Below are 15,754 nucleotides of genomic sequence, written 5' to 3' on the forward strand. Positions count from 1 at the left end.
AAAAGTGGCGGATGTGAAATACATACATTGTGCTATAAACGCTTTTCATTACATCATATGTTCAGTGAATCATATCTACTCCTTGGCTTTCTTGAGATTGCTAACAACATTTGTACAGGCCCAAATACTGTTTCAGAGTTTCATCCGCTACGTAAACCTCCTTGTATTGCTGTTTAAGATGATAAAAGCGGACATCGTTGCTGATGTCCGCCTAAAGTTTAACTAATTGGGTTCTGTACCCCAAATCAGTTTTCCTTGATGATATAATGTGATTTTTTTCGTTGTTTTAAATGTATTTGATTGGAAAAAGGAATAATCGCCGCTTTGTGCATAATTGCTCCAGTCATCATTGTGAAGACGAAGCTGAATATTCCCTGTGCTTGCTCCCGGTGACAGCGTTCCTGTTTTAAACCCCAGTTCCAGATAGGTATCTGCATCTTGCTTAGGTTTATGCAGCGTCACAAATTTGTGGGTCAGATTACCGCATCCAATCTGCGCGTAGTCACAGTCAAAGTTTTGGCCTTTGTTTTTCACGTTATACCAGTAACGGGCAGTGACATCTTTTAAATCCACCGTCGCATTGCCGTTATTTTTTATGTGAAGCTGCGGGCGGATTTGATTGCTGTTCACACGCCCATCCCCTGCTTTGTATTGTACAGAAATACCTTTTTCCTGTGTGGGGTTATCTTGTGCTGGCGTTTCAGGGCTGTCCTTCGTCGAACCTTTGGTACCGCGAATGTTTTCTCTTGCGAATGTTCCTGAAGCAGTTAAATCTGTAAGCGGCCAGCCGCCTGTTTTAGATGCTCCCGGCTTTAAAGCCGAGGATGATTCCTGCTTATCAGAAAGATTCCAGTTCACCCAGCTGATGTTCTTGCTGTCGAGATAATTCAGCCATTCCCGCGATTGGTCAAGGAATACACCGCCATTTCCAGACGCATCGCTTGTTCCCCATTCCGTCACGAAAATAGGCGCTCCTTTACTGAGTGCATAGTTTGCTTTATCCCGTAAAGATTGGCCGTGTGTGCCGGCATAAAAATGAAGCGCGTACATGACGTTTGCATCTTTTAGCTGATCATCTGCAGCATCATTCACATCCTGGCTCCATGTACCGGTTCCGACAATGATGATGTTGTCTGGATCATTTTTGCGGATAACGGAAATCACTTCTTCCGCATACGGTTTAATATCACGCTTCCAGTTCACGTCACCGTTTGGTTCGTTTGCAATTTCATAAATGACGTTTGGCGTGTTTCCGTAAAGACTTGACATCTCCTTGAAAAATTCTTTTGCCTTCTCTTTATTTTGGTTTGGGTTGCCGTCATTTAAGATATGCCAGTCAATGATGACATATATCCCAAGTTCTTTTGCCGCTTCAACCGCTTCTTTTACTTTATTTTTCACGGACGGGTTGTCAATATAACCGCCATCTGCCGTATACATTGCCGCGCGGAAAACGGTGATGCCCCAATCGTCTCTCAGCCATTTTAAGCTGTCTTTATTGACGAAATCGCCATACCATTGCAATCCATGTGAACTGATCCCTTTCAACTGTACCGCTTTACCGTCTCGGTTTACGAGTTGTGTACCTTTTATGCTAAGCTGACCATTCTTGGCTACTGGCGTTTTTGTCCCTGCTGCAGATGCCGGCGAAGGCAGCAAGCCGCCCATTGTCAATACCGCAATCAATAAACACGTAATAAAAATAGAAATTGACCGTTTCATATCTTATCTTTTCCTCCTTCGCATCATTTTGGCTCTTCACTTCTTATGAGCTCGAACTCATTGTAAAAATCTTTCTCATGATTGTCTATCAACCTAATTTCTTGTTTTTGAGAGGTGTAAAAGCCTGTCAATTTGCTCTATCTCTATTGAATAAGACATACCTGACACATATAGAACAAAGAAAACCGGACTGAACCGGGACTTTACACGTCATTTTTCAATCGAATCGAAAAATTAAATGTATTTCCAACGCAGACATGCTGAATGTGATGAGTCTCAATATGGCATTGAATCTTATGATTGCTGTAAGAAGACGAGCCCTTGCCCGTCCTTGTTAATGTAAGGTTGATGTAAGGTTTGGATTAATACGGGTTAAGGTTGGAGTTGTACAATAAGATTGTACTTCAGTGAGGGATTCAGCCAGAAGAATTCCCCCTTCAATAAATCATAGAGGTGAAAAGGTTTGAGAGAAAATAAAATTTTGTCTTCATTATGTTACTTCAGTATATTTTTTGCGCCGTTTCTGTTTCCGATTATCGTCTATTTCTTAGGTCAGGACGATGTGAAATATCATGCGAAAAAATCTTTGTGGACGCATCTGATTCCTTATTTGATTTTTGGAATTGGCATCATCGCTTCAGGTTTACTTGGTATGAATGACATCAGGCACGCCGGGCCTTTCCTGCTTGCGACGTATGCTGTTACATTCCTTGTGGCGATCTATTTTTTCATTTGGAACATTGTCAAAGGAATCAAAGTGTTTTCGGAACAATAGGAAAAAACGGTTCTGTTATTAATCAGCAGAACCGTTTTTTTTGTATTGTCATTATGATAATTGTATATCTATCGTTGTCCCTTCTCCCGCGGTGCTGTGAATGGTGATGTCCCCTCCGTGCTTTTGGATAATATCCTTTGCTATGGCCATTCCAAGACCAGAGCCTGCATGCGTCGTTCCTGTATTTGTCCCCCTGTAATAGCGATCAAACACTTTTTCCAGCTCCTCTTCTTCTATCCCTTTGCCATTGTCCTTAATTATCACATGAGTCCGTTCTTTTTGTTGAAGCCGTACAACGATCTTCACATCAGGATCATTGTGAACGAGGGCATTTAAAATGAGATTCGTGACCGCTCTCCGAATCAATATCGCATCAAGATTCAGCATCAGCTTTTCCAGGTTCGTTTGAAGCTCAATGGACTTATCCGCATATCTAGAATCGTTTAACATATCAATTAACGTTTCCCGCAGCAGCGATACAAGGTTTACCCGCTCTGTATGTATCATCACATCGTTGTTTTTCAGCCTTGTCGTTAAATTTAAATCTTCCATCACATCTTTCATATAGAGGGATTTACTCTCAATGATCTGGGCGTACTCTCTGATCTGTTCGACTGTTAGATGATAATTTGGATCTTGGATGATTTCTGCATAGCCTTGAATAGATGCTAATGGTGTTTTAATGTCATGAGAAATATGACTGATCCACTCTTCACGCATTTGCTCTAATTTATCTTTTTCTTTTTTGCTTGAAGATAGTTGTTCCGATAAATGATTGACATTATAGAAGACATCTTTATAAATGCCTTTGGATTTCATTTTGATCGTATAATCTCCATTAGCTAACCGCTGGATTCCTTGAATGACACGGCCGAGCGGTTTTGTGAGCTGCCGGCTGAATAGATAGCCGATGAGTAACGCGATCAATGCATCTATTGATAATAATATGATGGTCCCTGCATTGAACTTCGTCACAAATTCCTTGGTATCATATGAGAGGACATACTTTCCGAGAGAGGGATTTTTAAACCCTATAAAGTAACTGTACTCCTTGCCGTTTACTTTTTTTCCGCCGGCGTAAATGGTTGATAATAATTGTTCATCCTTATATTTATGTAAATTTACAATTTCAATAGGCGTATATTTTTTCTTCAGTCCTTTAGGTTCTCTATCATGATAAACATCCTGTCCGTTTTCATCTAATATTTGAATCCATGCATTCTGCTCTTTTAAAGCTTTTTGGCCCTCTTTGTTTACTGTGATACCATTGTTCGATAACGTGACATATTGCCGGAATGATCTTGTGAAAGTTTCCGGTGTACTTTCTTCGTCATGTTGGGTGTTCGCCTGGAAAACGAGCCAAAACATAAAAATAAATAAATTAATGAAGACTGTAATGATGGTCACTATGATGACAGATACCATGTATCTGCCTGTTAATCGCCAATTCATCCTTACGCATCCTTTACAACAAATTTGTAGCCTAACCCTTTCACAGTGACGAGAAAGTCTGGTTTTGATGGGGTGTTTTCTATTTTCTCACGGAGCCTGCGTATATGAACCATCACCGTGTTGTCAGAACCGAAGAAATCTTCTCCCCATACAGCTTGATAGAGTGTTTCTTTACTGATCACCCGATTGGGATGCTGCAGAAAATAGGTCATAAGCATAAGTTCTTTAGGTGTTAACTCAATAGCCGCTCCATTTTTGGTGAGCTCGGCTTGTTGTTGGTTTAATTCAAATGGCCCTTTTTTTATCACGGTTCCGGTTTGAGAAAGCTGTAAGTAAGAGACCCGTCTCAGCTGCGCTTTGACTCGATATGCAACTTCCTTAGGGCTGAAGGGTTTTGTAATGTAGTCGTCCCCGCCGATGGCAAGTCCTACAATTTTATCCGTTTCCTCCCCCTTTGCAGACAAAAAGATAATAGGAACGTGTGAAATGTCTCTTATTTGCTTGCAGATATCATAGCCTTCACCGTCTGGCAGCATGATATCCAATATCACCAGATCGGGATTTTCTTGATGAAATTGAGCCAATCCGTCACGGGCAGTCGAAGCGGTCACTACGCGATCAATGCCTTCTCTTATTAATACGGTTTTGATCAGTTCCAAAATTTCTTTTTCATCGTCTATGATTAATACTTTGCTGTGAAGCCGTGACATATATTGATCACTCCTTGAAGTCATTGTCATTATTATACCCAATGTCCGTGTATCGTTAAAAAAATCAACACTTCTCTCCCACAGAAAATAAGCCAATTTTCTTTTTCGAGTAAGAAAATTGGCTTATTGCGATGCTGATGCCTTTAACGCTTTACAACAAATGTTGTCACGCTTTGAGCCGGAAGATGGGCCCAAAAATGATTGTCCGTTACTTTGAGATCCGTTCCAGGTTGAAGATTGCTGCTGCTGCTCGTGATCCATCTGGATACTTGCGAAGCAGTTCCATTCTGCAGTACAAAGTTTTGGTTGACCCCTGTGTTATTTTTATTAATGGCAACAATCACGACTTTATTGTCTCCTTTATAGGCTGACACGTAAACATTCGGTTCAGGATTTTTCGTTGCATCAATCCTTACATAGCCAGGGCGCACAAATTTTGAGAAATGAGCCATATTGTATCCGCGTTTGCTGATCATCCCATCTTCTTTCATAGGGCCGTATGATCTGCGGATGTACCACCACACATAAGCTTGAAAATCTCCCTCTACCATTGAATGATGAATATGCTCTGAAACACCTAAAGCTTCAGGCCAGCGATCCGCTGAATTGTTGTCACTATTCGGATAGTATACCTCCGTCATCCATAGCTCTTTCCCTCCTCCTTTTTGTTTGAAAAGAGGATAAGGAAACTGGCTGACCTGAGTGCCGTACAGGTGGGTTCCGAGGATATCCATATTCCTAAGCGCCTGCGGATCGTTCAAAATGGGGTCCGATATATTTTTCAGGTATTGAAATGATTCTGGCGCAATCACACGGGCATTAATGGAACCGGCATTCTCTCTCATGAAACGCAGGATTTCTTGGGGCGTCCACCATGTCCATTCGTGAGCGTAATCAGGTTCGTTTTGCATAGAAATCGCATACAGATTCACACCATTACTCTTCATGAAATTAACGAAATCGTTAAGATGCTGCGCGTATGCGGCGTACTTATCGTACCTCAGCCGCTTAGCTGATGTGTCACCATTATGATTGAAAGTCTCAACCATATCGTTTGGCGGATTCCAAGGGGAAGCAAAAACGATTGCTCCATGTTTGATCGCACTCTTTGCAGTCTCCACTTCCTTGTACCAATTATTTCTATTTTCATCTACATGAATTCTTAAGACCGAAAAACCTAACTGATTCTGTCCATTGCCAAAAGCGGTCTCCCGTTGAGGCGCAGTCAAATCTCCAATCCAAGCCGGGTGGTTCATTCCTCCAAAACCGCGAATCACTTGTCTATCTGCAGATATATTAACTGTTGCATCACTTGCTGCTGAAACTTCAGTAACTCCCGGTCCTAAGAGCATGACGGACAGCATTGTGAAACATACCAATAATGCACAAATTGTTTTTTTACGCTCGACATCATTTTTCCCTCTCCTTCATATGTCGTTTATGGACATAGAAAACGTACCTTTGTCTCCCTTTGCTTATCTTTGTGTAAACTGCCAGTAATCAACATTAAACAAGTTTCCTGTACCAGTTCCGGTAAATACAAAGAATACGTTGTGAACACCGGATGCGCCGCTTACCGCAGTTTCTATTTCTCTCCAGGATTGCGTTCCGCCTGTCGAAGGGACATTCAAGGTTCCGACAAGCTTACCGTTTGCACTGTCTAGCCGCACTTCTATTTTTCCGCCTCTAGCGGACGCTACATTTGCTTTAAACGTCCTGGCGCCGCCTGACCCGAAGTCTGCATTTCCAACAGCAATCCAGTCTCCGTTATGAATGTTTGTGACATGTTGATTATTGACCGGCCCGCCGGGTGCTGAGGATGCCTCTGTCAAAATCCGTCCGTTCCAGGCAAACGTTTCCGCTTCTACCCGGTGATATGGATTCAAGTTGGATAGCTGTTTGACACCTGCAAAATTTGCCGCTACCTCTTGCAGGGAGCCATCTGGATTATGCACAAGCTTATTAATATGGGGAGAACGGTATCCTTTGCCGGCCCCGTAAAGAGCGGAGCTGACAGTTTGAGTATGATACACCACATACCACTCGTTTTTAAAATTGAAAACAGCATGGTGATTGTTCCCGCCGCCTCCGAAAAATGCTCCCGGATTTTTCAGAAAGTGCCCTCTATACGAAAAAGAATCCATAGGACTTGAGCTGGTCATATAGACGATCTCACCTGGAGGTTTATCGGCCGGGTGCGCGCCCCCGAAATTGATACAATAGGAATAGTAATATTTTCCGTTATACTTATGCATTCCCGAATCTTCAAACATAAAAGGCGCATCAATCGTAGACGCACTTCCGGCAACACTCGTCATATCAGGCCCTAATTTCATGACTCTTGCCGTTTTAGGATTGGCCCATTGCCCCTGTGCGGGATTTGAACCGCCCGGAACGCCTCCGCCGGCATATAGGTAACCGGTACCGTCATCATCTACGAATACTGCCGGATCAAAAAGCCATACAACACCGGACATTCCTGGCGTATTTGGCGTTACCAGCGCTTTTCCGATCGGATCTGTCCATGGGCCGGTCGGGCTGTCTGCGGTGAGAACCCCGATACCTCCGCCGCCGTTTGCGAAATAAAGGAAAAATTTATCCTTACCATTGATCTTTTTCACCGCGGCTGACGGAGCCCATGATGCTCCTGCCCATTTGGCAATCCCCCGGCCGCCATTCGCCCCATTGGCACCCGCTGCGGGAATCGCTCCGTGATCTGTCCAGTTCACCATATCCGCTGAAGATATGACGGATATTTTATTCAAATTGGCAAATGAATTATCCTTAATCGTGCCGTCGCTATTATATTCATAGTCATCGCTTGACATATAGATGTAGACTCTTCCGTTATAGGTCAGCGCAAACGGATCTGCGCCCAGATGATGGTCGATAAGCGGATTTGAATTCCCGGCATGTTTTGCAATTGGAGTGCTTACCGCATTCGCTTATTCCCCAGGTAAACAGCTCAATAATAAAGCAAGAATCAATAAACATACGCTGCACTTTTTCATCAGCTTAACATCCTCCTGTTTCCGCATATTAGGTTTTTAAAAAATATGATAACAACAGGTCATGAAGAATGCGTAAAATGAATGATTTTTAGAGTGAAAACGCTGCAAATATCTGACCCTCTTTTATGAAAAATGCCGCCGATTGCAGTCAGCGGCATTTTGCTCTGGATCATTTACATTTTGTCAAACTTTGCGTCCCCCGCAAACGATCCTATTGACAGTTGTTCTTCAAGAACAAGTCCGTGATGATGCCGTTCTTCAATCCTTTTGATAATAGATCGAATTGCATCCGTATTTTCTTCGATATTGTGAGGGTCAAAGATCGTCACATGGTCTCCTTTTAATTTGTACTCAAGGTAATGCTGTGCGGTTGATTGCGTCCATCCTCTATCGGTCAACTCGCCGCATTGAAAATGATGAATGTTGGCGTTCACCGCGCCGGAATTGATCAGTTTATTGTGATATGTGAGATAGCTTCTGATTTTATCCTTAATGGAAGGAATGGTTAATAATTCTCTATAATAATCCGGAATGATATCCAGATTCCGATGAATGATCTCTTCGGTTTCCTCTTCTGAAAAATAATTCACCGAAACGGCTCTTTTAGAATCAAGCATCATAATGTCCGATACGATGCGTCCGCGCTTCTCCAAGGCTTTGGCAACCTCAAAAGCCAAATTTGACCCCGAGGAGTAACCGAGTAAAACAAAGGGCCCTTGTTCCTGAATGCCTATCATGCTTTCTGCATACCGGTCAACGATCTCTTGCTCGTAAGACGGCTCTTCTAGGAAATCAGCGGCATAGACGGTGCAGCGGCCGTCAAGTCTTTTCACCATTTCATTATAGACCAGCCCGTACCCGATTAAAGGCGGGAAACAGAACACAGGGATTGAACCGTTCTGATTCATCTTGACGAATACGTTATCCGTCTTGGACTCGAAAACTGCCGCTTGAATGGCGCGTGCCATTGTTTCGATGGTAGGAAAATCGTATACGGCTTGATAATGCATTTTGATTCCCATACGGTCGTTGATTTGATGAATAACTTGCAATACTTTGAGCGAATGGCCGCCAACGTCAAAGAAGTTATCTTTAATTCCCGGGTCGCTGAGTGCTAAAATGTTCTTCCATATCTCGGCCAGCTGCTTTTCAATTAACGTTCCGGGCGCTTCGTATTCGGTTCCGGTGAGCCTATTTCCCTCAGGAGCCGGCAAAGCTTTTCGATCGATTTTTCCATTTGCGGTTATCGGCATCTTCTCCATTTGTACAAAGTAAGCCGGTATCATATAAGCGGGCAGTTTGTTCAGTAAATGACGCTTCAGCTGCGCCGTATTTAATGAATCGTCTCCTGACAAGTAGGCGCACAGCTGCTTTGAGCCCTCTTCTTCAATCGCGATGACGACCGCTTCTTTGACAGATTCCAGTTGCAATAAAGCCGCTTCGACCTCGCCAATTTCAATCCGGTAGCCCCGGATTTTCACCTGATGATCAATTCTTCCCAAATACTCGATATTGCCGTCAGGCAGCCACCGGGCGACATCTCCCGTTTTGTACATTTTTTCGCCTGCGGCAAACGGGTGTTCAACAAATTTCTCAGCCGTTAATTCCGGGCGGTTCAAATATCCTCTGGCCAGTCCCTCTCCTGCCACATAGAGCTCGCCCGGTATGCCCATTACCTGAATGCGCTGATATTCGTCCAAAATATACGCTTGCAGAGTAGGAATAGGTTGTCCGATGTTGCTTCTGCCCTCGTCGATTTCCCGTTCCGTGATTTCTTTATATGTGACATGAACGGTGGTTTCGGTAATGCCGTACATATTGATTAATTGGGTTAAAGGATATTTAAGCTTCCAGTCTTTCAAGAAGGATGGATTTAACGCCTCTCCGCCAAATATGATTTTTCGGATGTTTAAATTGGATTCGGGATCTTCTCTCTCCTCCTGCATCAGTTGATAGAAATAACTCGGCGTTTGATTTAAAATGGTCACAGCTTCCGGTTTTAACAATTGCAAATACCTTTCCGGGTTTTTTGCTATTTGTTTCGGGACAATCACTAATTTGCCCCCATACAGCAGCGCTCCGTACATTTCCCATACTGAAAAATCAAAGCAGAAGGAATGAAACAAAGTCCAAGTGTCCGATGCGTTAAAATCAAAAACATTTTTGTTGTTAAATAACAGACGAACCACGTTTTTATGTTCAATGAGCGTGCCTTTCGGATTCCCCGTTGTTCCTGATGTATAAATAACGTAGGCTAATTGATTTGGCATCACGTTCAGATTGAGATTAGATGATTCGGCGCCGTATGATGACGGATCGTCAAGGAAGACAGTATGACTTTGATAATCGGTATCTTCCAGAAGATGATGCTGCAATAATAAGATAGAGACGTTAGAATCCTCAAGCATATAATGGATGCGTTCTTTCGGATAATCCGGATCGATCGGTACATAAACGCCCCCGGCTTTCAAAATAGCAAGGATGCCTATCACCATCTCCGGTGAACGTTCCGCCATAATGCCGACAAGATCCTCGGCCTGAAGTCCTTTGGCAACCAAGGTTCGGGCCAGCTGATTGGCGCGTTCATTTACTACCCGATACGTCAGCTTCTTATCTTCAAAAACAATCGCCACGTGCTCCGGCGTTCGCTCCGCTTGTTCTTCAAACAATTGATGAATCGTCTTTTCCTTTGGATACTCCGCCGCCGTATCGTTGAACTTATCTATCAGGAGCGAACGTTCATCCGCTGTTACGATATCAAGGTCTTGTACGCGAATTTCCTGATCGTCCGCCATTTGCTTCATGATTTGCATGAAATGCGTCTGCATCCGTTCGACACTTGCTTGATCAAAAACATCGCGATTGTATACAAAACGAATGTCAATTTCTCCATCCGGCATCACTATAAAAGTAAAATCGTAATGAGTATGTTCTTCCATATGAAAATCGAGAATGTCTAATGCGTTGTCATCCTGCTTCATATGTTCTATTTGTTTCTCAACCGGGTAATTCTCAAATACCATAATATGATTGATCAACTGCTGCTTTTGCTCAGTTTGAGCCTGAATGTCATACAGCGGAAATGTATCATATTTTTGAGAAGCCAGTGCCCGCTCCTGATTCATTTTCAATACTTGTGCAGCTGTCATTTCAGGCCGCGTATGAATACGTACGGGAATGGTATTGATAAATAAACCGACCATGGTTTCAATTCCCGGAATTTCTGCCGGTCTGCCGGATACGACCGTGCCGAAGACGACATCCTGACTCCCGTTGTATCTTTGCAGCAATAAGCCCCATGCGGTTTGTATCCATGTATTGACGGTGACTTGCTGACGGCTTGCGGCCCGTTTGATTTCGTCTGTGAGCCGCTTTCCTAAACGAAACTCATGCTCACCTTTTTCGTATCCTTTCGCCCGGCCGGAAGATTGTTCTTGTAACAAAACAGTTTGCCCTTCATAACCTTCTAAATAGTTACACCAATAGGCTGACGCCTGCTTGTGGTCTTGTTGATCCAGCCATTCGATATATCGGCTGTATGGAGTGACGGCTCCCCGCTTCGGCTGCCTTTGCTCGAGTATCGCATAATAGGTTTCAAACACTTCTTTCGTAACAAGAGGCAAACACCAGCCGTCCATTAAAATATGATGAAAGCTCCATATCAATCGCGCTTGGTCTTCCTCTGTCCGCAGGATCGATACGCGCATTAAAGCATCCCGGGTGAGATTGAATCCCCGCGCCTTATCTCTTCTTGCAAAATCGGCAATAAACTCGCTGCGCTGGTGACTGTTCATGCTGCGAATATCTTCAACGGCCGTTTCAATCGGCTTTTGCCGGAATACAATCTGCAAAGGCTGATCTTTCCATTCTGTATAAAAAAGAGTCCGAAGAATGTCATATTTTTCGGCCAGATGCGCCAAACTCATCCTGAATGCATCGATATCCAAGAATCCTTTCAGATCAAAAGCGGCTTGTTCAAAGTAAGCTTCGGAAGCCGAATCGATCAAGCTGTGGAACAACATTCCTTTCTGCATCGGGGTTAATGGGTATATATTTTCAATGTCACCGAGATGACTCGTTTGCTGCACAAATTGATCCAATTCACCGATCGTTATACCTTTTAACGAAATGTCGCTTGGCGTCAGGTGAATTTGATCTTGAGCATCACAATGTGCGATGACTTGCTGCAGGCTGTTTTTTAAGAGATCGGCACAGGCTTCCATTGTTTCTCTCTGATATTGTTTGCCGCAATAGCTGATGGCCAGCGACAATCGGCCGTCTGAAATCATGCCGTTGATATCAAGTGTATAGGTCAAGGGACGATTGTCACTGGCTGTTTTCCCGCTTGAGTAAGGGGATACCTCCATCTTGCCGTTCCGGACATCTTGATCAAATTGACCCAAATAATTGAAACGTATTTCCGGATGTCCGGTCCATTCATGTACCTTCGGGTGATCGGACAAATATTTGATCAGGCCGTAACCTATTCCTTTTTGGGGGATCTGACGCAAATTTTCTTTCACTGTTTTAATCCGCTGCGGGATATCCTGATCAGCTTTGATTTGAAGCGAAACCGGATATAGGCTTGTGAACCATCCCACCGTACGCGAAATATCGAGATCCGGAATGATAGACTCTCTGCCGTGTCCTTCAAGATCAATGAGAATGTCTTCATATCCGGTCCAACGATGAATAGCAATTCCCAGACCGGTCAGTAATAAATCATTCATATCGGTCGAATAAGCCCGGTGAGCGTTTTTTAATAAACGTTCGGTTTCCTCAACGGTCCATTGAACGATGACCGTTTCCCGGTCTTTGGCCAGACCGGTCTCCTGTTCATTGTCCTTTGGCAATGTATGCTGCGGATTATGTTTCTGTCTGAACCAGTATTGATTTTCCACTTCGAATTCCTGACTTTCTGCATAACGATTCAACTGTTCAGCCCATAACAGGTAAGAGTCCGTTTTCTTCGGAAGCCGGATCGCTTCGCCGTTTTGGAGCTGCTCATAAGATGCCGCTATATCCTCAAGTAAAATCCTCCACGATACGCCGTCGATGACCAGATGATGAACCGCAATCAGCAAATGATCTCCCTCTTGACACCGGAACAATCCCAGTTTCATGAGCGGTCCTTCGGCTAAATGAATGGATTGCTGAATCTCATTGGAAATGGTTTCTATCGTCTGGGACACATTTTTTTCTTCGCGTAATGAGATCACTTCAAGGCTGAACAGATCACCTTCTTCGATCCCCCGATTTCGGGCTTCAAATCCATCTTCTGTCGGAACATAGACCATGCGCAAAGCATCGTGATGCTCTGTGATCTTCTTCATGACGTCCCGAAGCTTTGATTCATCCAGTCCCTCTTTCCAATAAAGCATAACCGCTTGATTATAATGGTGTAATTCCGGGTATTTCTGGTCAAAAAACCAATGCTGAATCGGTGTCAGCAGCGCCCGGCCTTTAATTTCTCCTTGTTCTGCGATTCGGGTTACCGGCTCTACGTATGGAACAAGCTCGGAGATCGTTGGGTATTTAAACAAGTGTTTGATTTCAAACTTATACCCGGCTTGGTATAATCTTGAGGACACTTGAATCGACTTAATGGAATCGCCCCCCAATTCGAAGAAATGATCTGAGATTCCGACCCGTTCTAAGCCTAAGACCGATTCCCACACCGCGGCCAGTATTTTTTCCAGTTCTGTTCGAGGAGCTTCATAGTTCATGCCTGTAAGATTCTCTCTTGGAGAAGGAAGGGATTTACGGTCTATTTTTCCGTTGAAAGCAAGCGGCATCTCTTCCAGCTGAACGAAATACGCAGGTATCATATAGGATGGAAGCTGCCGGGACAGCTCTTCACGGAGTTCGCCTGCAGTTAAAGCATGTTGTGCGGTATAATAGGCGCACAAGGATGTTTCCCCATCGATTTCCCGGGCGATAACGATGGCTTCTTTGATCGCCGGCAGCTGAAAAAAAGCGCCTTCGACTTCGCCGATTTCAATGCGGTAACCGCGGATTTTCACCTGGTGATCAATCCGCCCCAAATACTCGATATTGCCGTCCGGCAGCCATCTTGCCAAGTCTCCCGTCCGGTATATCCGTTTTCCTGCTGCAATCGGATGGTTTACAAACTTCTCGGCCGTCAGTTCGGGACGATTCAAGTAGCCCCTTGCAAGCCCATCGCCCGCTATGCACAGTTCTCCCGCTACACCGGTCGGCTGCATATGTTCCAAATCAGCATGTAATATATACATTTGAATGTTGGAAATCGGTTTGCCTATCGGAATCGATGCATACGTTTCTTCCGTCTGGCAATCAAAGTATGATACATCAATTGTTGCCTCAGTCGGTCCGTACAAGTTGATGATTTGAGCCTGGCTCACCGACGTGATGATGCGTTTGAAGCCTGCGACATGTACAGGCTTCAAAGCCTCCCCGCTTGCAAACACATGTCTTAATGATTCTAATTTTTGTTTCAACATCCCGCTTGACTTCTGATCCATGGATTCCAGGAAGGCATGCAGCATCGCCGGTACAAAATGCATTGTGCTGACACCTTTTTGTGCAATTGTATCTAAAATCAGCTCGGGATTCTTTTCTCCTCCGCTTGGCAGCAGCACCAGTTTAGAACCTGCCATCGTCCACCAGAACAGTTCCCACACTGATACATCAAAGGTGATCGCAGTTTTTTGCAGAATCGCATCCCGCTCATCGAGAGGGTATTTTTCCTGCATCCACACCAGCCGATTGATGACCGACCGGTGCTCAACCATAACCCCTTTCGGCTTGCCCGTTGAACCCGATGTATAAATAACATAGGCCAGATGATCCGGACCAGCAGCCGGCTCTACATTCGACCCGTCTTCACAAAAGTTTTGCGGATCTTTCATATCCAGCACTTTTCCCGTAAAAGGTACTCTCTCTTGCGATTGATTCTGCACGAGTAACAACTTCGTATCCGAATCCTCCAATATGTATCGAACCCGTTCCTCGGGATAGCCCGGGTCAATCGGTACATACGCCCCGCCGGCTTTCAAGATCCCGAAGATCCCTACAATCATATCCAGGGAGCGTTCGGCCATAATCCCGACCGGCTGATCCGGCTGCACGCCTTCAGATTGCAGTATCCGAGCGAGTTGATTCGCCCTTTCATTCAATTCACGGTACGTCAGACGGCTATCCTCGTAGACAACAGCCGTTTGATCAGGGGTACGTCCCGCTTGTTCCTCCAAAAATTGATGAATCGTTTTTTCTCTTGGATACTCTGCAGCCGTTTGATTATAGGCGATGAGTTGATTTGTCTCTGAGTCTGACAGAATATTAAGCTGGCGGATCATAAGGTCGGGTTGGAATAACAAAATCGAAAAAATCCGGTTTACATGTTCGATCACTTGCATCATATACTGGCGATCATAAGCTTGTTCATTATAAGTTAACTTTAAATGAATCGAATCATTTTCTATGGAAAACTGAAATAACGTATCAGCAGCGGCCGTTTCTATAAAACGAATGGGGTGAAGCTGATCTAGTGATACGATCGTGTGGATCATTGGCAAATGATTTGAATCGTAGTTCAGATTTAATGGACCGGCCATTTTATCGAAAGGAACGTGCTGATGTAAGATGGCTCCGTTCAGCGTATGCTTGAATTCATTAAATATGGATTTAAATGTGCCGTCCGCATTTATGTTTTGTTTGATTAACATGACTTGATCTAAACGAAGGTCTTCATCGGTTTCGTCTTCAAAGGTCGGAACACCTACAATAACGCCCTCTTCCCCCGTATATTTGTATAAAAGACACTCGATTCCGACCAGGAGAACCATATAAACGGCCATTGGCGATTTATTCGTCATCTTCATGATGCGCAGGGATACATCGGAGCTCAATGAACTGTGAATACGGTTGGGTGCACTCGGCGCATCGTGCTCTATTGTTGAGTCCGACATTTGAAACGAAGGGATTGCACTGGGACGATCTTCCGCATTGAACATGCTGCTCCAGAACAACTCCTGTTGCTTAAATTCTGACATTAATATCCCTCCAGTAAGTTTTAGCCGGCTGATGGCTGTCCCCGTAAAAAC

General features: G+C 44.1%; 6 protein-coding genes and 1 pseudogene. 1 reads left to right on the top strand and 6 read right to left on the bottom strand.

Annotated elements, in window-relative coordinates; all coding sequences use genetic code 11:
* Positions 1–222: 222 nt before the first annotated feature.
* The gene (locus NYE50_RS11065) at positions 223–1,722 is read right to left on the bottom strand and encodes a cellulase family glycosylhydrolase (protein WP_159354219.1); all 1,500 of its coding nucleotides are present in this window, start codon (positions 1,720–1,722) and stop codon (positions 223–225) included.
* Between the two features lie 463 nt (positions 1,723–2,185).
* On the opposite strand from NYE50_RS11065, the gene NYE50_RS11070 reads away from it, so the two are divergent.
* Positions 2,186–2,497 carry a DUF4870 domain-containing protein gene (locus tag NYE50_RS11070; protein ID WP_017417895.1) on the top strand — a complete coding sequence of 104 codons (312 nt, stop codon included), beginning with the start codon at positions 2,186–2,188 and terminating at the stop codon, positions 2,495–2,497.
* 51 nt (positions 2,498–2,548) lie between these two features.
* Here NYE50_RS11070 and NYE50_RS11075 read toward each other — a convergent pair whose 3' ends face one another.
* From NYE50_RS11075 to bamC, 5 genes and pseudogenes are all read right to left on the bottom strand, one after another.
* Positions 2,549–3,949, bottom strand: a complete 1,401-nt coding sequence (locus tag NYE50_RS11075; protein WP_159354220.1) for a sensor histidine kinase — start codon at positions 3,947–3,949, stop codon at positions 2,549–2,551.
* A gap of 2 nt (positions 3,950–3,951) precedes the next feature.
* Complete coding sequence (locus NYE50_RS11080; RefSeq protein WP_159354221.1) at positions 3,952–4,659, bottom strand: response regulator transcription factor; 708 nt, start codon at positions 4,657–4,659, stop codon at positions 3,952–3,954.
* Between the two features lie 143 nt (positions 4,660–4,802).
* The gene (locus NYE50_RS11085) at positions 4,803–6,023 is read right to left on the bottom strand and encodes a glycoside hydrolase family 30 beta sandwich domain-containing protein (RefSeq protein WP_159354222.1); all 1,221 of its coding nucleotides are present in this window, start codon (positions 6,021–6,023) and stop codon (positions 4,803–4,805) included.
* 111 nt (positions 6,024–6,134) lie between these two features.
* A pseudogene (locus NYE50_RS11090) lies at positions 6,135–7,673 on the bottom strand (glycoside hydrolase family 43 protein).
* A 170-nt stretch (positions 7,674–7,843) separates the two neighbouring features.
* Positions 7,844–15,703, bottom strand: a complete 7,860-nt coding sequence (bamC, locus tag NYE50_RS11095) for a bacillomycin D non-ribosomal peptide synthetase BamC (RefSeq protein ID WP_224988133.1) — start codon at positions 15,701–15,703, stop codon at positions 7,844–7,846.
* Positions 15,704–15,754: the final 51 nt, after the last annotated feature.

The sequence above is a fragment of the Bacillus sp. EU55 genome (assembly GCF_038005925.1).
Classification (GTDB): Bacteria; Bacillota; Bacilli; order Bacillales; family Bacillaceae; genus Bacillus; species Bacillus velezensis.